Origin of the sequence: Microbacterium sp. NPDC058062 (assembly GCF_042885375.1) — a bacterium.
Lineage (GTDB): Bacteria > Actinomycetota > Actinomycetes > Actinomycetales > Microbacteriaceae > Microbacterium > Microbacterium trichothecenolyticum_C.
Window position 1 is genome coordinate 868,905 of sequence record NZ_JBHVSC010000001.1, and the last position, 15,810, is coordinate 884,714.

General features: G+C 69.2%; 15 protein-coding genes. 2 read left to right on the forward strand and 13 right to left on the reverse strand.

What is annotated here, in order from left to right:
* Nucleotides 1-7: 7 nt before the first annotated feature.
* The 5 genes from ACFVSU_RS03935 to ACFVSU_RS03955 all read right to left on the reverse strand — a co-directional run bounded on the left by ACFVSU_RS03935 (nt 8) and on the right by ACFVSU_RS03955 (nt 5,170).
* Nucleotides 8-442: a cytochrome c oxidase subunit 4 gene (locus tag ACFVSU_RS03935; protein WP_375872292.1), complete on the reverse strand. Its 435-nt coding sequence runs from the start codon at nt 440-442 to the stop codon at nt 8-10.
* A gap of 1 nt (nt 443) precedes the next feature.
* Nucleotides 444-2,207: a cytochrome c oxidase subunit I gene (gene ctaD / locus ACFVSU_RS03940; protein WP_045298929.1), complete on the reverse strand. Its 1,764-nt coding sequence runs from the start codon at nt 2,205-2,207 to the stop codon at nt 444-446.
* A 2-nt stretch (nt 2,208-2,209) separates the two neighbouring features.
* On the reverse strand, nt 2,210-3,106 hold the full coding sequence (gene coxB, locus ACFVSU_RS03945) for a cytochrome c oxidase subunit II (protein WP_045298931.1): 897 nt from the start codon (nt 3,104-3,106) through the stop codon (nt 2,210-2,212).
* Nucleotides 3,107-3,274: 168 nt separating this feature from the next.
* Nucleotides 3,275-3,640, reverse strand: a complete 366-nt coding sequence (gene erpA / locus ACFVSU_RS03950; RefSeq protein WP_310290364.1) for an iron-sulfur cluster insertion protein ErpA — start codon at nt 3,638-3,640, stop codon at nt 3,275-3,277.
* 129 nt (nt 3,641-3,769) lie between these two features.
* On the reverse strand, nt 3,770-5,170 hold the full coding sequence (locus tag ACFVSU_RS03955; protein ID WP_387138301.1) for a dipeptidase: 1,401 nt from the start codon (nt 5,168-5,170) through the stop codon (nt 3,770-3,772).
* 47 nt (nt 5,171-5,217) lie between these two features.
* Here ACFVSU_RS03955 and ACFVSU_RS03960 point away from each other — a divergent pair, with 47 nt between their 5' ends.
* On the forward strand, nt 5,218-5,799 hold the full coding sequence (locus ACFVSU_RS03960) for a DUF3043 domain-containing protein (protein WP_387138304.1): 582 nt from the start codon (nt 5,218-5,220) through the stop codon (nt 5,797-5,799).
* On the opposite strand, the gene ACFVSU_RS03965 is transcribed toward ACFVSU_RS03960, so the two are convergent.
* The 7 genes from ACFVSU_RS03965 to ACFVSU_RS03995 all read right to left on the reverse strand — a co-directional run bounded on the left by ACFVSU_RS03965 (nt 5,774) and on the right by ACFVSU_RS03995 (nt 14,551).
* On the reverse strand, nt 5,774-6,817 hold the full coding sequence (locus ACFVSU_RS03965) for a quinone-dependent dihydroorotate dehydrogenase (protein WP_387138307.1): 1,044 nt from the start codon (nt 6,815-6,817) through the stop codon (nt 5,774-5,776). The genes ACFVSU_RS03960 and ACFVSU_RS03965 overlap by 26 nt on opposite strands.
* 18 nt (nt 6,818-6,835) lie before the next feature.
* Nucleotides 6,836-7,327 (reverse strand): transcriptional regulator NrdR, encoded by a 492-nt coding sequence (nrdR, locus tag ACFVSU_RS03970; protein ID WP_387138310.1) that lies wholly within the window; start codon nt 7,325-7,327, stop codon nt 6,836-6,838.
* Between the two features lie 31 nt (nt 7,328-7,358).
* A complete protein-coding gene (gene hisD / locus ACFVSU_RS03975) occupies nt 7,359-8,660 on the reverse strand; it encodes a histidinol dehydrogenase (RefSeq protein ID WP_387138314.1) in 1,302 nt (433 codons plus the stop codon).
* A gap of 30 nt (nt 8,661-8,690) precedes the next feature.
* Nucleotides 8,691-9,773, reverse strand: a complete 1,083-nt coding sequence (locus tag ACFVSU_RS03980; RefSeq protein WP_387138317.1) for a hypothetical protein — start codon at nt 9,771-9,773, stop codon at nt 8,691-8,693.
* A gap of 121 nt (nt 9,774-9,894) precedes the next feature.
* Nucleotides 9,895-13,365 (reverse strand): DNA polymerase III subunit alpha, encoded by a 3,471-nt coding sequence (gene dnaE, locus ACFVSU_RS03985; protein ID WP_387138713.1) that lies wholly within the window; start codon nt 13,363-13,365, stop codon nt 9,895-9,897.
* A gap of 157 nt (nt 13,366-13,522) precedes the next feature.
* Nucleotides 13,523-13,972 carry a DinB family protein gene (locus tag ACFVSU_RS03990; RefSeq protein ID WP_387138320.1) on the reverse strand — a complete coding sequence of 150 codons (450 nt, stop codon included), beginning with the start codon at nt 13,970-13,972 and terminating at the stop codon, nt 13,523-13,525.
* A gap of 9 nt (nt 13,973-13,981) precedes the next feature.
* On the reverse strand, nt 13,982-14,551 hold the full coding sequence (locus ACFVSU_RS03995; protein ID WP_387138716.1) for a GNAT family N-acetyltransferase: 570 nt from the start codon (nt 14,549-14,551) through the stop codon (nt 13,982-13,984).
* A gap of 79 nt (nt 14,552-14,630) precedes the next feature.
* Between ACFVSU_RS03995 and ACFVSU_RS04000 the strand changes: the two genes are divergently transcribed.
* Nucleotides 14,631-15,107 (forward strand): NUDIX domain-containing protein, encoded by a 477-nt coding sequence (locus ACFVSU_RS04000; RefSeq protein ID WP_387138323.1) that lies wholly within the window; start codon nt 14,631-14,633, stop codon nt 15,105-15,107.
* 15 nt (nt 15,108-15,122) lie between these two features.
* Here ACFVSU_RS04000 and ACFVSU_RS04005 read toward each other — a convergent pair whose 3' ends face one another.
* Nucleotides 15,123-15,794, reverse strand: a complete 672-nt coding sequence (locus ACFVSU_RS04005) for a polysaccharide deacetylase family protein (RefSeq protein WP_387138326.1) — start codon at nt 15,792-15,794, stop codon at nt 15,123-15,125.
* Nucleotides 15,795-15,810 lie beyond the last annotated feature (16 nt).

Below are 15,810 nucleotides of genomic sequence, written 5' to 3' on the forward strand. Positions count from 1 at the left end.
CGCCGGATCAGCGGGCGAAGTAGCCGCGGTAGTACTCGTAGACCCAGCCGACGATCGCGACGACGAAGACGGCGAGGCCGATCGGGAACATCCAGGCGCCGACCGCGAGGCCGATCATGCCGAGAGCAGCCGAGAAGGCCAGGACGATGGGCCACCACGACCACGGGCTGAACTCGCCCAGCTCGGGGTCACCGTCGTCGATGTCGGAGGTGAGGACGTCCTCGGGCAGCTCGCCGCCCTGGGCGTTGTGCACGCGACCGATGTAGAACGCGATCAGCGCACCCATCAGCGCGGTGAACAGCAGCGCGACGCTGCCGACCCACTCGATGCCGTGGTACCACGGCACGTCGGGGTGGGCGATGATGTTCCACCCGGTGTAGACGACGGCTACCGCCAGGAAGAAGATCGCCAGCAGCCACCAGAGTCCGGTGTTCGTGCGCACCTTACTTCACCTCTCCATCGGCAAGGTCGGAGACCGGGGCTTCGGGGGCGTCCTTCGCAGGACCGACGCCGACCGGGATGCCCGCCTCGGGGTGGTTCAGGTCGAACGCGGGCCGCTCGCTGCGGATGCGCGGGATCGACGTGAAGTTGTGACGCGGCGGCGGGCACGAGGTAGCCCACTCGAGCGATGCGCCGTAGCCCCACGGGTCGTTGACGGTGACCTTCGGCGCCTTGCGCGACGTGATCCACACGTTGAACAGGAACGGGATCATCGAGGCGCCGAGGATGATGGCGCCGATCGTCGACACCTGGTTCTGCCAGGTCCAGCCGTCTGCCTCGGAGTAGTCCGCGTAGCGACGGACCATGCCGTCGACGCCCAGCCAGTGCTGGATGAGGAAGGTCATGTGGAAGCCGATGAACAGCATCCAGAAGTGGACGTAGCCGAGGCGCTCGTTGAGCATGCGCCCGGTCCACTTCGGCCACCAGAAGTAGAAGCCGGCGAACATCGCGAACACGACCGTGCCGAAGACGACGTAGTGGAAGTGAGCCACGACGAAGTACGAGTCCGACAGGGCGAAGTCGAGCGGCGGCGACGCGAGGATCACGCCGGTGAGACCACCGAACACGAACGACACCAGGAAGCCGAGCGCGAAGACCATCGGGGTCTCGAAGGTCACCGATCCTCGCCAGAGCGTGCCGATCCAGTTGAAGATCTTCACACCCGTCGGAACCGCGATCAGCATCGTCATCAGGGCGAAGAACGGCAGCAGCACCGCACCGGTGACGTACATGTGGTGGGCCCACACAGCGACCGAAAGGGCGGCGATCGCGATCGTCGCGTAGACGAGAGTCTTGTAGCCGAAGATCGGCTTGCGGCTGAAGACCGGGAAGATCTCCGACACGATGCCGAAGAACGGCAGCGCGATGATGTACACCTCGGGGTGACCGAAGAACCAGAACAGGTGCTGCCAGAGGAGCACGCCGCCGTTGGCCGGGTCGTAGATGTGGGCACCGAGCACGCGGTCGGCGGCGGCCGCGAGGATGGCGGCGGCGAGCACCGGGAACGCCATCAGCACCAGGATGCTGGTGATCAGCGTGTTCCACGAGAAGATCGGCATGCGCCACATGGTCATGCCGGGCGCGCGCATCGTGATGATCGTCGTGATGAAGTTCACGGCACCGAGGATGGTGCCGAAACCGCTCATGCCGAGGCCGAGCATCCAGAGGTTGCCGCCCACCCCGGGCGAGAACGAGGCGTTCGCGAGCGGCTGATACGCGAACCAGCCGAACGCGGCAGCACCCTGCGGGGTGAGGAAGCCGGAGACGGCGATCGTCGAGCCGAAGAGGAACAGCCAGAAGGCGAAGGCGTTCAGACGCGGGAAGGCGACGTCAGGGGCACCGATCTGCAGCGGCAGGATCGCGTTCGCGAAGCCCGCGAACAGCGGCGTCGCGAACATCAGCAGCATGATCGTGCCGTGCATCGTGAACAGCTGGTTGTACTGCTCTTTGGTCGGGATGATCTGCATCCCGGGCTCGAAGAGCTCGGCACGGATGATCAGCGCCATCACTCCACCCAGGAGGAAGAAGATGACGGAGGAGATGAGGTACAGGTACCCGATCGTCTTGTGGTCGGTGGAGGTGATCCACTTGACGATGATGTTGCCCTTCTGCTCGACGCGCGATGCGCTGAGCAGAGCGGCCTGACGCGGCGGCAGGGTGGTGGGGCGACCCTGCGTCGTCTCCTGGAGCGGAAGCGTCGTCGCCATGATCAGTTGTCTCCCTCTTCGGATCCCTCGCCCTGAGCGCCCGTCCCGGGCGCGTTCTGCAGACGGTCGTAGGCGTCGTTGATGTCACCGGTCTGGCCCGCCTCGCGCAGCGTGGCGAGGTAGTCCTCGTACTCGGCTGCGCTGACGACCTTGACGTTGAACAGCATCATCGAGTGGTACTCGCCGCAGAGCTCGGCGCACTTGCCGGCGTACTCGCCCTCGCGCGTCGGCGTGAAGGACCAGTAGTTGTCCCGGCCGATGTACATGTCCTTCTTGTAAAGGAAGTCGATGATCCAGAACGAGTGGATGACGTCACGCGACTGCAGCTTGATCTTGACCGACTCGTTGACCGGGAGGACGAGGGTCGGCAGCTCGCTGATGACGTCGCCGCGCTCATCGGTCTGCGCCTGGACGCCCATGGTCCAGACGGTCTCGTCGTCGCTGGCGCCGTCGTACTGGAAGTCCCACGACCACTGCTTGCCGATGGCCGTGATCGAAACGTCGGGCTCGTCGTACTGCGTCTCGAGGATCGCCTGGTCGCGCGCGGTGAAGGCGAAGAAGCCGACCACGAGGATGAGCGGGACGATCGTGTAGAAGATCTCGATCGGCATGTTGTAGCGCAGCTGGACGGGAAGACCCATCTGGCCCTTGCGACGCCGGTAGGCGATCGCCGCCCATCCCATCAGGCCCCACGTGATGACGCCGACGACGAGCAGCACGATCCACGAGTTCACCCAGAGACCCGCGACCATGTCGACGTGGTTGGTGGCCGGCTGGCCGTCTTCGGTGAACCCGGGGAGGAAGCCGTGCAGCTCGGTCGGGGTGCATCCGGCGAGGACTGCAGCCGCTGCGATCCCGAGTGGGAGAACGGCCCAGCGGATACGGCGTTTCGAAGGCACGGTGCACCTTTCCGATCACGAACAGGACTCTCGCCAGTCTAGGGCAACCGCCCAGGCGATTCAGGCCATCCGCTCAGGTTGGATCGTGTCGCAGGAACGGAAAAAGGCGGGCCCGGGCGCTAATCGGAGCGCACCGGACCCGCCGGAAAAGTATCGGATCGTTAGCGATCAGTGGAAGCTGTCGCCGCACGCGCACGACCCGGCCGCGTTGGGGTTGTCGATCGTGAAGCCCTGCTCCGAAATGGTGTCCTTGAAGTCGATGGTGGCGCCGTCGAGGTACGGGACGCTCATGTCGTCGACGATCACCTCGACGCCGTCGAAGTCGACCGTCTTGTCGCCGTCGAGGTACCGCTCGTCGAAGTAGAGCTGGTAGATCAGGCCGCTGCAGCCGCCGGGCTGCACGGCCACGCGCAGGCGCAGGTCGTCGCGTCCCTCCTGGTCGAGCAGGTTCTTGACCTTGCCGGCGGCGGCGTCGGTCAGCAGCACACCGTGTTCGCGGGCGGTCTGCTCGGTCGTCAGTGCGGTGTCGGTCATGGCACTCCTCCGGAAGGGCCGCCCCGGATCGATCATCCACTCAGGCGGCGGGATGCGACGATTCTACGCGTGCCCGCTGGCAGAAGGCTCCGGGACCGGCGCATTCGCGCCGATCCCGGAGCCGACGTGTCACGCCTGCGAGGTACGCGCGTCCAGCTTCTCGAGCAGGAGCGCCTCGGAGAGCACGGCGTTGCGGAACGTGTCGAGGTGCAGCGACTCGTTGGGGCTGTGGGCCTTGGCGTGCGGGTCCTCGACGCCGGTCACGAGGATCTGGGCGCCGGGGAACTCCCGCACGAGATCGGCGATGAACGGGATCGACCCGCCCACGCCGATGTCGACGGACTCGACACCGTAGCCCTCGTGGAGCGCCTCTCGGGCGGCCTCCACGGCCCAGCCCGAGGTGTCGACGAGGAAGGCGTCGCCGTAGTCCTGGTCAGTGAAGGTCAGCTGCGCACCGAACGGCGCGTGCTCGCGGAGGTGCGCCTCGATGGCGGCATAGGCCTCGCGCGCCGGCTGGCCGGGCGCGATGCGCGCGCTGATCACGACGGAGATCTCGGGGCTCAGCGTGTTCGAGGCGTTCACGACGCTCGGCGCGTCGATTCCCGTCACCGTGATCGACGGCTTGTTCCAGATGCGGCTGAGGATCGTGCCGCGGCCGACCGGCGAGACATCGGCCGGCAGCCCGGCCTCGTCGCGCAGCGTCTCCTCGGTGTACTCGGGGGTCTCGGCGTCCCGTTCCGCGAGTCCCGCCACGGCGACGGCGCCGTCCTCGTCCCACAGCGTCGCCAAGAGCGTGACGGTCGCCATCATCGCGTCGGGCACCGCTCCCCCGAACATGCCGGAGTGCGAGGCGTGCTCGAGGGTGCGGACGCGCAGGGTGAAGCGCGTGTTGCCGCGCAGCGACACCGTCAGCGCGGGGGTCTTGTCGTCCCAGTTGCCGGAGTCGGCGACGACGATCACGTCGGCGCGCAGCGCGTCGGCGTTGTCGGAGAGGAACTGCGCGAACGACCGCGAGCCCGCTTCCTCCTCTCCCTCGAAGAACAGCGCGACACCGAGGTCGAAGTCGTCGCCGATTCCCTCCTTGAGCGCGCGCAGCGCCGCCAGGTGGGCCATGACGCCCGCCTTGTCATCGGCGGCACCGCGGCCGTAGAGCCGGCCGCCGCGGACGGTGGGCTCGAACGGCGAGGACTCCCAGAGCGACTCGTCGCCGACCGGCTGCACGTCGTGGTGCGCGTAGAGCAGGATCGTCGGGCGGCCGTTGCGGGCGGCGCGTGTGGCGAGGACGGCGGGGTTGCCGCGCTCCCCCGTCTCGGGGATCACCGCGGTGCGGATCTCCACCGTCTCGAACAGCTCCGTCGCGCGCACGAGCTCGGCGACGGCCTCGGCGCTGCGCTGCACCTGAGCGGGGTCGAACCCGGGGAACGCGACGGACGGGATGCGCACGAGATTGCCGAGATCGGCGAGGGCGGAGGGGATGCCGGAAGCCGCGGCTTCGCGCACAGCATCCTGTCGGGAGAGCTCAGTGGTCATGCGGGTAATCTTAAGTGCACCCCTTCTCCGCACTTCGAGGATCACCCGTGGCCAAGAACACCGACCCCGTGCCGAACGACGCCCCCTCCGAGGGCACCGTCCTGAACGGCACCCCCGCCGGCAAGGGCCGCGCCACGCCCTCGCGGGCCGACCAGGAGGCCGCCCGCAAGCGCCCCCTCGTGCCCGACACCAAGGAGGCGAAGGCCCGGGCCAAGGCGGATCTCGCCACCCAGCGCGAGAAGGCCCGCATCGGCATGGCCAACGGCGACCAGCGCTACCTCCCGGCCCGCGACCAGGGTGCGCAGCGCAAGTTCGTGCGCGACTGGGTCGACGCCGGCTGGCACCTCGGCGAGGCGGTCATGCCCGCGATGGTGCTCGTCATCCTCGCGACGTTCCTGCCGATCGCGGCCCTGCAGTACTACGCGTTCGTCGGCCTCTGGATCTTCATCTTCTTCGTCATCGGCGACATGGTCCTCACGTCGATCACCGTAACGCGCGCCGTCAAGAAGAAGTTCGGCGAAGGCAAGGTCGAGAAGGGCCTCGGCTGGTACGCCGCCATGCGCACCGTCCAGATGCGCTTCCTGCGCCTGCCGAAGCCGCAGGTCAAGCGCGGCCAGAAGCCGGCCTGAGCTTCACCAGACCACGGTTGATCTGCCGTGCCCACAGCGGGCCACGGTAGAGGAAGGCCGTATAGCCCTGCACCAGGGTGGCTCCGGCATCCATCCGCTCCTGCACGTCGGCGGCGGTCTCGACGCCGCCGACCGAGATCACCGCGAAGTCGGCGGGAACCGTCTGACGCAGCAGTCGCAGCACTTCGAGCGCGCGCGCCTTCAGCGGCGCACCGGACAGCCCGCCGTCGCCGGCGGCTGCCACCGTCGCCGCGTCGGTCACGAGGCCGTCGCGCGAGATCGTGGTGTTCGTCGCGATGATCCCGGAGAGACCGGCGTCGACCGCGAGCTGCGCGATCGCGACGATCTCGTCATCGGGGAGGTCGGGCGCGATCTTCACCAGCAGCGGTGTCGCGCCCGCGGCGTCGCGCACGGCGTCCAGCAGCGGACGCAGCGTCTCGACGGCCTGCAGGCCGCGCAGCCCCGGCGTGTTCGGCGACGACACGTTCACCACGAGGTAGTCGGCGAGCGGCGCGAGCAGCGTCGCGCTGCGGACGTAGTCGGCGGTCGCATCCGCGACGTCGACGACCCGGCTCTTGCCGATGTTGACGCCGAGCACGGTGCGGCGCGAGCGCTTGCGGAGCCTGCGCAGGCGCGCGGCCGCGGCCTCGGCGCCGTGGTTGTTGAATCCCATCCGGTTGACGACGGCGCGGTCCGGGATGAGACGGAACAGCCGCGGGCGCGGGTTGCCGTCCTGCGGGATCGCCGTGACGGTGCCGACCTCGACGTGGCCGAAGCCGAGGGCGTGCAGTCCTGCCGCCCCCTTCACGTCCTTGTCGAACCCGGCCGCGACGCCGAAGGGCGAGTCGAAGGTGAGCCCCAGCGCGGTCGTCCGCAGCTCGGGTGCAGGCCGGGTGATCGCACGCGCGGCCCACGAGAACGGCGGGACCCCCAGCATCCGTATCACGACCATCGCCGAGTGGTGGGCGGACTCGGGGTCCATGCGCGACAGGACTGTGCGGAAGAGGAGGGGATACATCCCTCCTAGGCTATCCGGTCACTCCGCGGCGGCCGGCGCGCTCTCGTCATGCGCGCGGGCGCGGCCGTGGTCGACGCGCAGCTGCTCGATGGCCGCCTCGAAGTCCTCGAGCGAGTCGAACGCCTGGTAGACGCTCGCGAAGCGGAGGTAGGCGACCTCGTCGAGGTCACGCAGTGGGCCGAGGATCGCGAGACCGATCTCGTTCGCGTCGAGCTGGGAGGCGCCCGTCTGGCGGATGCTCTCTTCCACGGTCTGCGCGAGCACCGCGAGGTCGGCATCGGTCACGGGGCGTCCCTGGCACGCCTTGCGCACGCCGGACATGACCTTCTCGCGACTGAAGGGCTCGATCACGCCCGAGCGCTTGATGACGTTGAGGCTGGCGGTCTCGATCGTGGTGAAACGGCCCCCGCACTGCGGGCACTGACGACGACGGCGGATGCTGAGGCCGTCGTCGCTCGTGCGCGAGTCGATGACGCGCGAATCGGCGTGGCGGCAGAACGGGCAGTGCATGGCAGAGACAGCCTACGCCGGGAATCCGGGCTCAGTCCTCGAAGCGGGCCGTGATGGCCTCGCCGTGAGCGGGGAGCGCCTCGGCCTCGGCCAGCGTGACGATCGCGTCGTGGACGGCGGCGAGGGCCTCGCGGTCGTACTCGATGACCTGCTGCGGGCGCAGGAACGTGGCGGCGGAGAGCCCCGCGGAGTAGCGGGCCTGTCCCCCGGTGGGCAGTACGTGGTTGCTGCCGGCGAGGTAGTCGCCCAGGCTCACCGGCGAGTCCGCGCCGACGAACACGGCGCCCGCGTGCACGAACTCTTCCGGGCGCGGGTCGGCGAGGTGCAGTTCGAGGTGCTCCGGCGCGTACGCGTTGCTGAACGCCGTCGCCGCGGCGAGGTCGTCGACCAGCACGATGGCCGACTGCGGCCCCGCGAGGGCGGCGGCCACGCGCTCGGCGTGGCGCGTCGCGGCGGCGCGGGGTGCGATCGCCTCGACCACGTCGGCCGCGAGCTGCTCCGACGTGGTGACGAGGACGGCGGAGGCCTGCTCGTCGTGCTCGGCCTGGCTGATGAGGTCGACGGCGACCAGGCGCGCGTCGGCGCTGTCGTCGGCGACCACGAGGATCTCGGTCGCGCCGGCCTCGGCATCCGTGCCGACAAGGCCCGCCACGGCGCGCTTGGCGGCCGCGACGAAGTTGTTGCCGGGACCGGTGACGACGTCGACCGGCTCGAGGCCGAGCGACGCCACGCCGTGGGCGAGTGCGCCGATCGCGCCGGCGCCGCCCATCGCGTACACCTCGGTCACGCCGAGGAGCTTTGCGGCGCCGAGGATCACGGGGTGCACGCGGCCTCCGAACGCGCGCTGCGGCGGAGAGGCCAGAGCGATCTCGGCTACTCCCGCGACCTGCGCCGGCACGACGTTCATGACGACGCTCGACGGGTAGACGGCCTTGCCGCCCGGGACGTACAGGCCGACGCGGCGCACCGGCTGCCACCGCTGCGTCACCCGGGCGCCGGGACCGAGCTCGGTCACCGTCGGCGCAGGGACTTGGGCGGCGGATGCCTCGCGCACGCGCTCGATCGCCTGCTCGAGCGCGGCGCGCACGGCGGGGTCGAGCGTCTCGAGCGCCTCGTCGAGGTGCGCGGCGGGGACGCGGATGTCGTGCCCGGCCACGCCGTCGAAGTTCGACGCCTGCTCGCGGAGGGCGATCTCGCCACGCGCGGCGACGTCGTCCACGATGTGCGCGGCCGTCGCGAGGGCCTCTGAGCGCGCCGCCTCGGCACGGGGAACGGTCGCGAGGAGTTCCGCGGGCGTGAGCGCACGCCCGCGCAGGTCGATCGTCCGGAGCATCCTTCTACGGTATCGCGAGGCGCGATCGTATCAGCCGCGCGTGACGCCCGAGACGTCGTGCAGGTAGCCGATGCGCCCGTCCTCGTGACGCACGACGAACACCTCGCCGCGGTCCTCGATGACGAGAGCCCACGCGCTCGGGCCGATGCGGAACACGGGGATGCCGATCTCGTCGACGATGTCGCGCTCCTCGGGCACGAGCGCCCAGAAGGCCTGGTGCTGCGGCGCGGTGGCAGCCGCGGGCTCGACGGTCGAGGAGGGGTTCTCGACGTGCTCGAAGGACTCGCGGGCCTGCACGGGCTCGTTCGGGGCGGCCGGGGCCGGCTCCTCAGCGGGAATGGCCTGCTCGTCGATCGGGATGACGGTCGTGGCGAAGTCGTCGTTCGCCGCGGCCTCGGGCGCAGCGGATTCCATCGGCTCGCCCTCGGGCGCCGCCGCGGCGCCGGCAGGCGCGTACGACGTGTCCTCGGGCTCGCCCTCGGGCGCCGCCGAGGCGGCGGGTGCGTACGGCGTGTAGTCGGGCTCTGCCTCGGCGGCCGGCTCGGGGCGCACGGGTGCCGGGCGCGCCACCACGGGCCTCACCGGACGGGCACTGCGGTGCGCCGGCACCTCGGGGCGCCCGCGGAAGTCCTGCGCGAACGGGCCGATGAACGGCGCGGCCACGGTGAGCACGACGCCGGCGAGCATGAGGAAGAACTCCACCCACACGACCCAGGAGGCGAGGAAGATCTGCCCCACCGACAGGCGGACGAACGAGTTCCACAGGAGGGTCAGCCACAGCACGGTGGCGACGGAGAAGGCGACGGACGCGAACTGGTCGATGCCGAGCGAGCCGACGCGGCGGATGCCCTGCGGTGACAGACGGCGGAGCACGATGAGGAACACCGCGATCGTCGGCACGCCGATCATGAGAACCCAGTCGATGCCGCTGGTCCAGACGGAGGGGGCGGACTCGAACGGGCCGTAGATCGGGAAGAACGACACGACGAACGCGACGATCCAGGTGCCCGCGAGGGCGACCTCGCGGATGGAGAACGGCCCGACACCGTACTGCGGCGGCTCTTCGGTCGCGACCGCCTCGTCGATGCTGGCGTCCTGCTTCTCGTCCGTCACGATGTTTCCTTCCGGCGAGCTCCCGAGGCCCGCGTCGACCTGATATTACCCACGGCGCATGAGACGCCGATGAGACGGCGCGACGCGCGGCGACCTGCGCCGGCGCACGCGCGCCCTGCTGTCATCCCAGGCACTGCGGCCCGAGAAGTCCCTTGAGCTCGCCGTACAGATCCGGGGTGATCCGGACGGTGTGCGGCACCTCGAACACCTTCGCCACCGTGCCGCTGTGGAGCTTGAGCGACACCTCGGTGTCGCCCGCGTGGCGGTTCAGGGTCTGCAGGAGCTCGCCGACGAGCGCCTCGCTCGCGCGCCGCTCGGGCACGATCAGCACCAGGGCGCTGGATTCGTCCATGCTGCCGAGGTCGGGCGAGAACGCGGACTGCGCGTGGAGGTTCATGCCGTCGTCGCGCCGCGACACGCGGCCGCGCACCACGAGGATCGAGTCCGCCTGCAGCATGTGCTGGAACTCGGTGTAGGTCTTGCCCATGAACATGACCGTGATCTCGCCGTCGAAGTCCTCGACGGTGATCATTCCGTAGGGGTTGCCGCTCTGCTTGGCCACGCGGTGCTGGACGCTCGTGACGAGACCGGCGATCGTCACCTGATCGCCGTCGCCCACGTCCTCCGAGGCCAGCAGGTCGTGGATGCTCGTCGAGGCGTGCTTCGCGAGCGGGATCTCGAGGCCGGCCAGCGGGTGGTCCGACACGTAGAGGCCGAGCATCTCGCGCTCGAAGGCGAGCTTGTCCTTCTTGGTCCACTCCGGCCGCTCGGGCACCTTCGCCGACTGCTGGGGCTCGTCGTCGCCCCACAGCGAGTCGAAGTCGAAGCCGACCTCGCCATTCGCCTCGCGCCGCTTATCGAGTACGGCCGCCTCCGTCGCGTCCTCGTGGATCTCCATGAGCGCGCGCCGCGTCGACCCCATCGTGTCGAACGCGCCGGCCTTGATGAGCGACTCGACCGTCCGCTTGTTCGCCACGTGCACCGGCACTTTGGAGAGGAAGTCGTGGAAGCTCGAGTAGGTCGCCTCCGCCCGCGCGGCGACGATGCCGTCGACGACGTTCGCGCCGACGTTGCGCACGGCACCGAGGCCGAACCTGATGTCTTCGCCGACGGCCGCGAAGTACCGGATCGATTGGCCGACGTCGGGCGGCAGCACCTTGATGCCCATGCGGCGGCACTCGTTGAGGTACACCGCCATCTTGTCCTTCGAGTCGCCGACGCTGGTGAGGAGGGCGGCCATGTACTCGGCGGGATAGTGGGCCTTCAGGTACGCCGTCCAGTACGAGACGAGTCCGTACGCCGCGGAGTGCGCCTTGTTGAAGGCGTAGTCCGAGAAGGGCAGCAGGATGTCCCACAGCGCCTGGATCGCGGCATCGCCGAAGCCGCGCTCCTTCATTCCGCCCGAGAAGCCCTCGTACTGCTTGTCGAGCTCGGACTTCTTCTTCTTACCCATCGCGCGGCGCAGGATGTCTGCTTGGCCGAGCGAGAAGCCGGCGACCTTCTGCGCGATCGCCATGACCTGCTCCTGATAGATGATCAGGCCGTAGCTGATGTCGAGGATGTCTTTCAGCGGCTCCTCGAGCTCCGGATGGATCGGCGTCACCGGCTGCAGGCCGTTCTTGCGCAGCGCGTAGTTCGTGTGCGAGTTCGCGCCCATGGGACCCGGGCGATACAGCGCGATGACGGCCGACACGTCTTCGAAGTTGTCGGGCTTCATGAGCCGCAGGAGCGATCGCATCGGCCCGCCGTCGAGCTGGAACACGCCGAGCGTGTCGCCGCGGGTCAGCAGATCGTACGCGGGGCGGTCGTCGAGCGCGAGGTGCTCGAGGTCGAGCTCCTCGCCGCGGTTCAGACGGATGTTGTCGAGCGCGTCCGAGATGATCGTGAGGTTGCGCAGCCCCAGGAAGTCCATCTTGATGAGGCCGAGGGTCTCGCACGACGGGTAGTCGAACTGCGTGACGATCTGGCCGTCCTGCTCGCGGCGCATGATCGGGATGATGTCGAGCAGCGGCTCGGACGACATGATCACGCCGGCGGCGTGCACGCCCCACTGCCGCTTGAGGCCCTCGAGTCCGAGCGCGCGGTCGAACACCGTCTTCGCCTCGGGGTCGGTCTCGATCAGCGTGCGGAACTCGACGGCTTCCTTGTAACGCGGATGCTGCGGGTCGAACATGCCGTCCAGCGGCATGTCCTTGCCCATCACCGCCGGGGGCATCGCCTTGGTGAGCCGCTCCCCCATGCTGAACGGGAACCCGAGCACACGGCCCGCGTCCTTCAGGGCCTGCTTCGACTTGATGGTGCCGTACGTGACGATCTGCGCGACGCGCTCGGAGCCGTACTTCGCGGTGACGTAGTCGATCACCTCGCCGCGGCGACGGTCGTCGAAGTCGACGTCGAAGTCGGGCATCGAGACGCGGTCGGGGTTGAGGAAGCGCTCGAAGATGAGGCCGTGCTCGAGCGGGTCGAGGTCGGTGATCTTCATCGAGTAGGCCACCATCGAGCCGGCACCCGAGCCGCGGCCGGGACCCACGCGGATCCCGTTGTCCTTGGCCCAGTTGATGAAGTCGGCGACGACGAGGAAGTACCCCGGGAAGCCCATCTGCAGGATGATGCCGGTCTCGTACTCGGCCTGCTTGCGCACCTTGTCGGGGATGCCGCCGGGGTAGCGGTAGTGCAGGCCGCGCTCGACCTCTTTGATGAGCCAGCTGTCTTCGGTCTCGCCGTCGGGCACCGGGAACCGCGGCATGTAGTTCGCCGCGGTGTTGAACTCGACCTTGCAGCGCTCGGCGATCAGCAGCGTGTTGTCGCATGCCTCGGGGTGGTCGCGGAAGAGCTGCCGCATCTCCTGCGCGGTCTTGATGTAGTACCCGTCGCCGTCGAACTTGAAGCGGTTCGGATCGTCGAGCGTCGACCCGGACTGCACGCAGAGCAGGGCGGCGTGCGCGTCGGCCTCGTGCTGGTGCGTGTAGTGGGAGTCGTTGGTGGCCACCAGCGGGATGCTGAGGTCCTTCGCGAGCCGCAGGAGATCCGTCATGATGCGGCGCTCGATCGAGAGGCCGTGGTCCATGATCTCGGCGAAGTAGTTCTCTTTGCCGTAGATGTCCTGGAATTCGGCGGCTGCCGCGCGGGCCGCGTCGTACTGACCCAGCCGCAGGCGCGTCTGCACCTCGCCCGACGGGCAGCCGGTCGTCGCGATGAGCCCCTTGCCGTACGTCTGCAGGAGCTCGCGATCCATGCGCGGCTTGAAGTAGTACCCCTCCATGCTCGACAGCGAGCTCAGCCGGAACAGGTTGTGCATGCCCTCGGTGGTCTCGCTCCACAGCGTGGTGTGCGTGTAGGCACCGGAGCCGGAGACATCGTCGCTCTTCTGCTCGGGCGTGCCCCACGCCACGCGCGACTTGTCGCTGCGGTGGGTGCCGGGCGTGACATACGCCTCGAGTCCGATGATGGGGTTGATGCCGGCGGCCTGAGCCGCGCGGTAGAACTCGAACGCGGCGAACGTGTTGCCGTGGTCGGTGACGGCGATCGCCGGCATGCCGTACTCGGCCGCCGCCTGCGTCATCGCCCCGATCTTGGCCGCTCCGTCGAGCATCGAGTACTCGCTGTGCACGTGCAGATGGACGAAGGAATCGGATGCCACGCATCGAGTCTAGGTTCGGCCGCCGACACCGGTCGCGGCATCCGTCGTGAGTCGCGCACTCCTGCCACGAGGTCCCTTCACCCTCGACTCGAGGGTGAAGGTCGGGGCGTCAGAAGTCTTCGTCGAGGGCGTACTGGCGCTGCCACGACTCGGGGCGGTCGATCCCGAGACCGTACAGGTAGCGGATAAGCTGGCCGTGATGCTGCGTCTCGTGTTCGAGCAGCGCAAGGGCGTAGGTGAGGGATGCCTCGTCCCCGGCGTCGAGCCCCGCGATCCAGTCGTCGACAGCCGAAGACGTCTGCACCAGCGCCGCGCGGAGGGCCGCGGCATCCGTCGTCTCGTCCGCCGTGACGGGGCTCGTGAAGCCCTGCCACTCCCCCGCCTTCGCGGCACGCGGGTAGCTCTCGCGCGCCCCGAGGACGCACCAGAGCTGGTGTCCGACCGTGTCGGAGGGGAGGTCGGCGAGGTGCGAGCCCAGCTGCTCCGCCGAGACCGCGTCGACGAAGTCGAGGTAGAGGCTGTTCGCGCGGGAGAAGCGGCGGCGCAGGAGTTCGTTCACGCGTCCACGCTAGAGGTCGAGACGCATCAGCACGCGGGGAAACCCCGACAGCACCGACTCGGTCTCGGCCGCCTTCACGAAGCCGGCCGACTCGAACAAGCGGCGCGTTCCGACGTACGCCATCGTGAGGTCGACCCTTTCGCCGCCGTTGTCGACCGGGTAGCCCTCGATGGCCGGTGCGCCCTGATCCCGCGCGAAGTCGACGGCGCCGTCGATGAGCGCGTGCATGACGCCCTTCTTGCGATGCCCCGGCCGCACGCGGAAGCACCAGAGCGACCAGACGTCCTGCTCGTCGACGTGCGGGATCTTGCGGAACGTCGCGAAGTGCGTCCGCGTGCGCGGCGCGACCGCCGCCCAGCCGACGACGTCGTCACCGTCGTAGGCGAGCACGCCGATGGGGCCCTCCTCGTCGATGAGTCGCCGCACCCGCTCGCCGCGCTCCGGACCCTTGAGTGCGAGGTTCTCCTTCGATGGGATGCGGTAACTCAGGCAGAAGCACACGTTGGACGCCGGATTCTTCGGACCCACCATGGTCGCGACGTCGTCGTACACGTCGGCGGGTCTCACCTCGATCGTCATGCCCCACACTCTGCCCGCAGCATCCGACATCGTCCAGGCGGTGCCGATCGGGCGACGGCCCGCCGCATAGGGTGTGAGCATGCCCACCCCGGACTTCATCCTCGAGCTGCGTGAGAAGGTCGGCACGCACCCGCTGCCACTGGTCGGCGTGACGGCCGTGGTCGTCCGCGACGGTCGGGTGCTCCTCGGCCGCCGCAGCGACAACGGTCATCTCACGCCCGTCACCGGCATCGTGGATCCCGGCGAGGAGCCGGCCGACGCCGCCGTGCGCGAGACCCTCGAGGAGGCCGGCGTGGTCTGCCGCGCCGAACGGCTCGCGTGGGTGCACCAGATCCCACGGGTCACGTACGAGAACGGCGACCAGAGCGACTATCTCGACCTCACGTTCCGCTGCGTGTGGGTGTCGGGCGCCCCCTACCCTGCCGACGGCGAGATGACCGAGGTCGGCTGGTTCGACCTCGCGGACCTTCCCGACGAGGTCGGCCCCGATATGCGTCGCCGTATCGCGGCGGCGCTCGTCGCGGACGGCGACGCACGGTTCGAGGGCGGGCGCTGACTCCCGACCCCCGGCTCAGCCGTCGATGTGGACCAGGTCGAAGCCGCGGGCGCGGAGGTCGTCCACGGCGTCGAGCGCCCCGGGAGAGGTGCCGCCTTCGGGGTGGTTCATATGCGCGAGCACGATGCCTCCCGCTTCCAGACGCCCGAACTCGTGACGGACGCTCGCCGACGGGAACGTCGCGCCGCCGTCGCCGTTGACCGTGAAGCCGATGGGCGTCTCGCCGAGGTCGCGGACGATCTGCGCCGCGATCTCGTCGTAGTGCGCGGTGCCGGCGCGGAAGAACCGCGGTGCCGCACCGGTGAGCGCGGTGAGCCGTTCATGGTTGCCCCACACTTCGTCGGCCGCAGCCTGCGACGAGGCCGTTCCCGGGATGCCGTAGGCCGCCCGCCCGCTCACCGAGAGAGGCACGTGCGTGGTGCCGTGGTTGCCGAGCACGAACAGCGGGTCGGCGGCGAGCTCGGCGGCCAGCTGCGGGTTGGCGTCGATCCACCGGCTGTTCAGGAACAGGGTCGCCTTGGCCTGACGTGATCGCAGCCCGGCGATCAGCTCCGCGTCGAACGCGGCCCCGCCGCCCCCGCCGCAGGCGTCGAAGGTGAGTGCGGCGCGCGGAGCGCCGCTCGGACTCGTCGGCTGCACGAGCGTCGCCCGGACTCCGGAGACATCCGTCCCCCACTGCGTCGGCACAGCGCCGGCGTAGCGC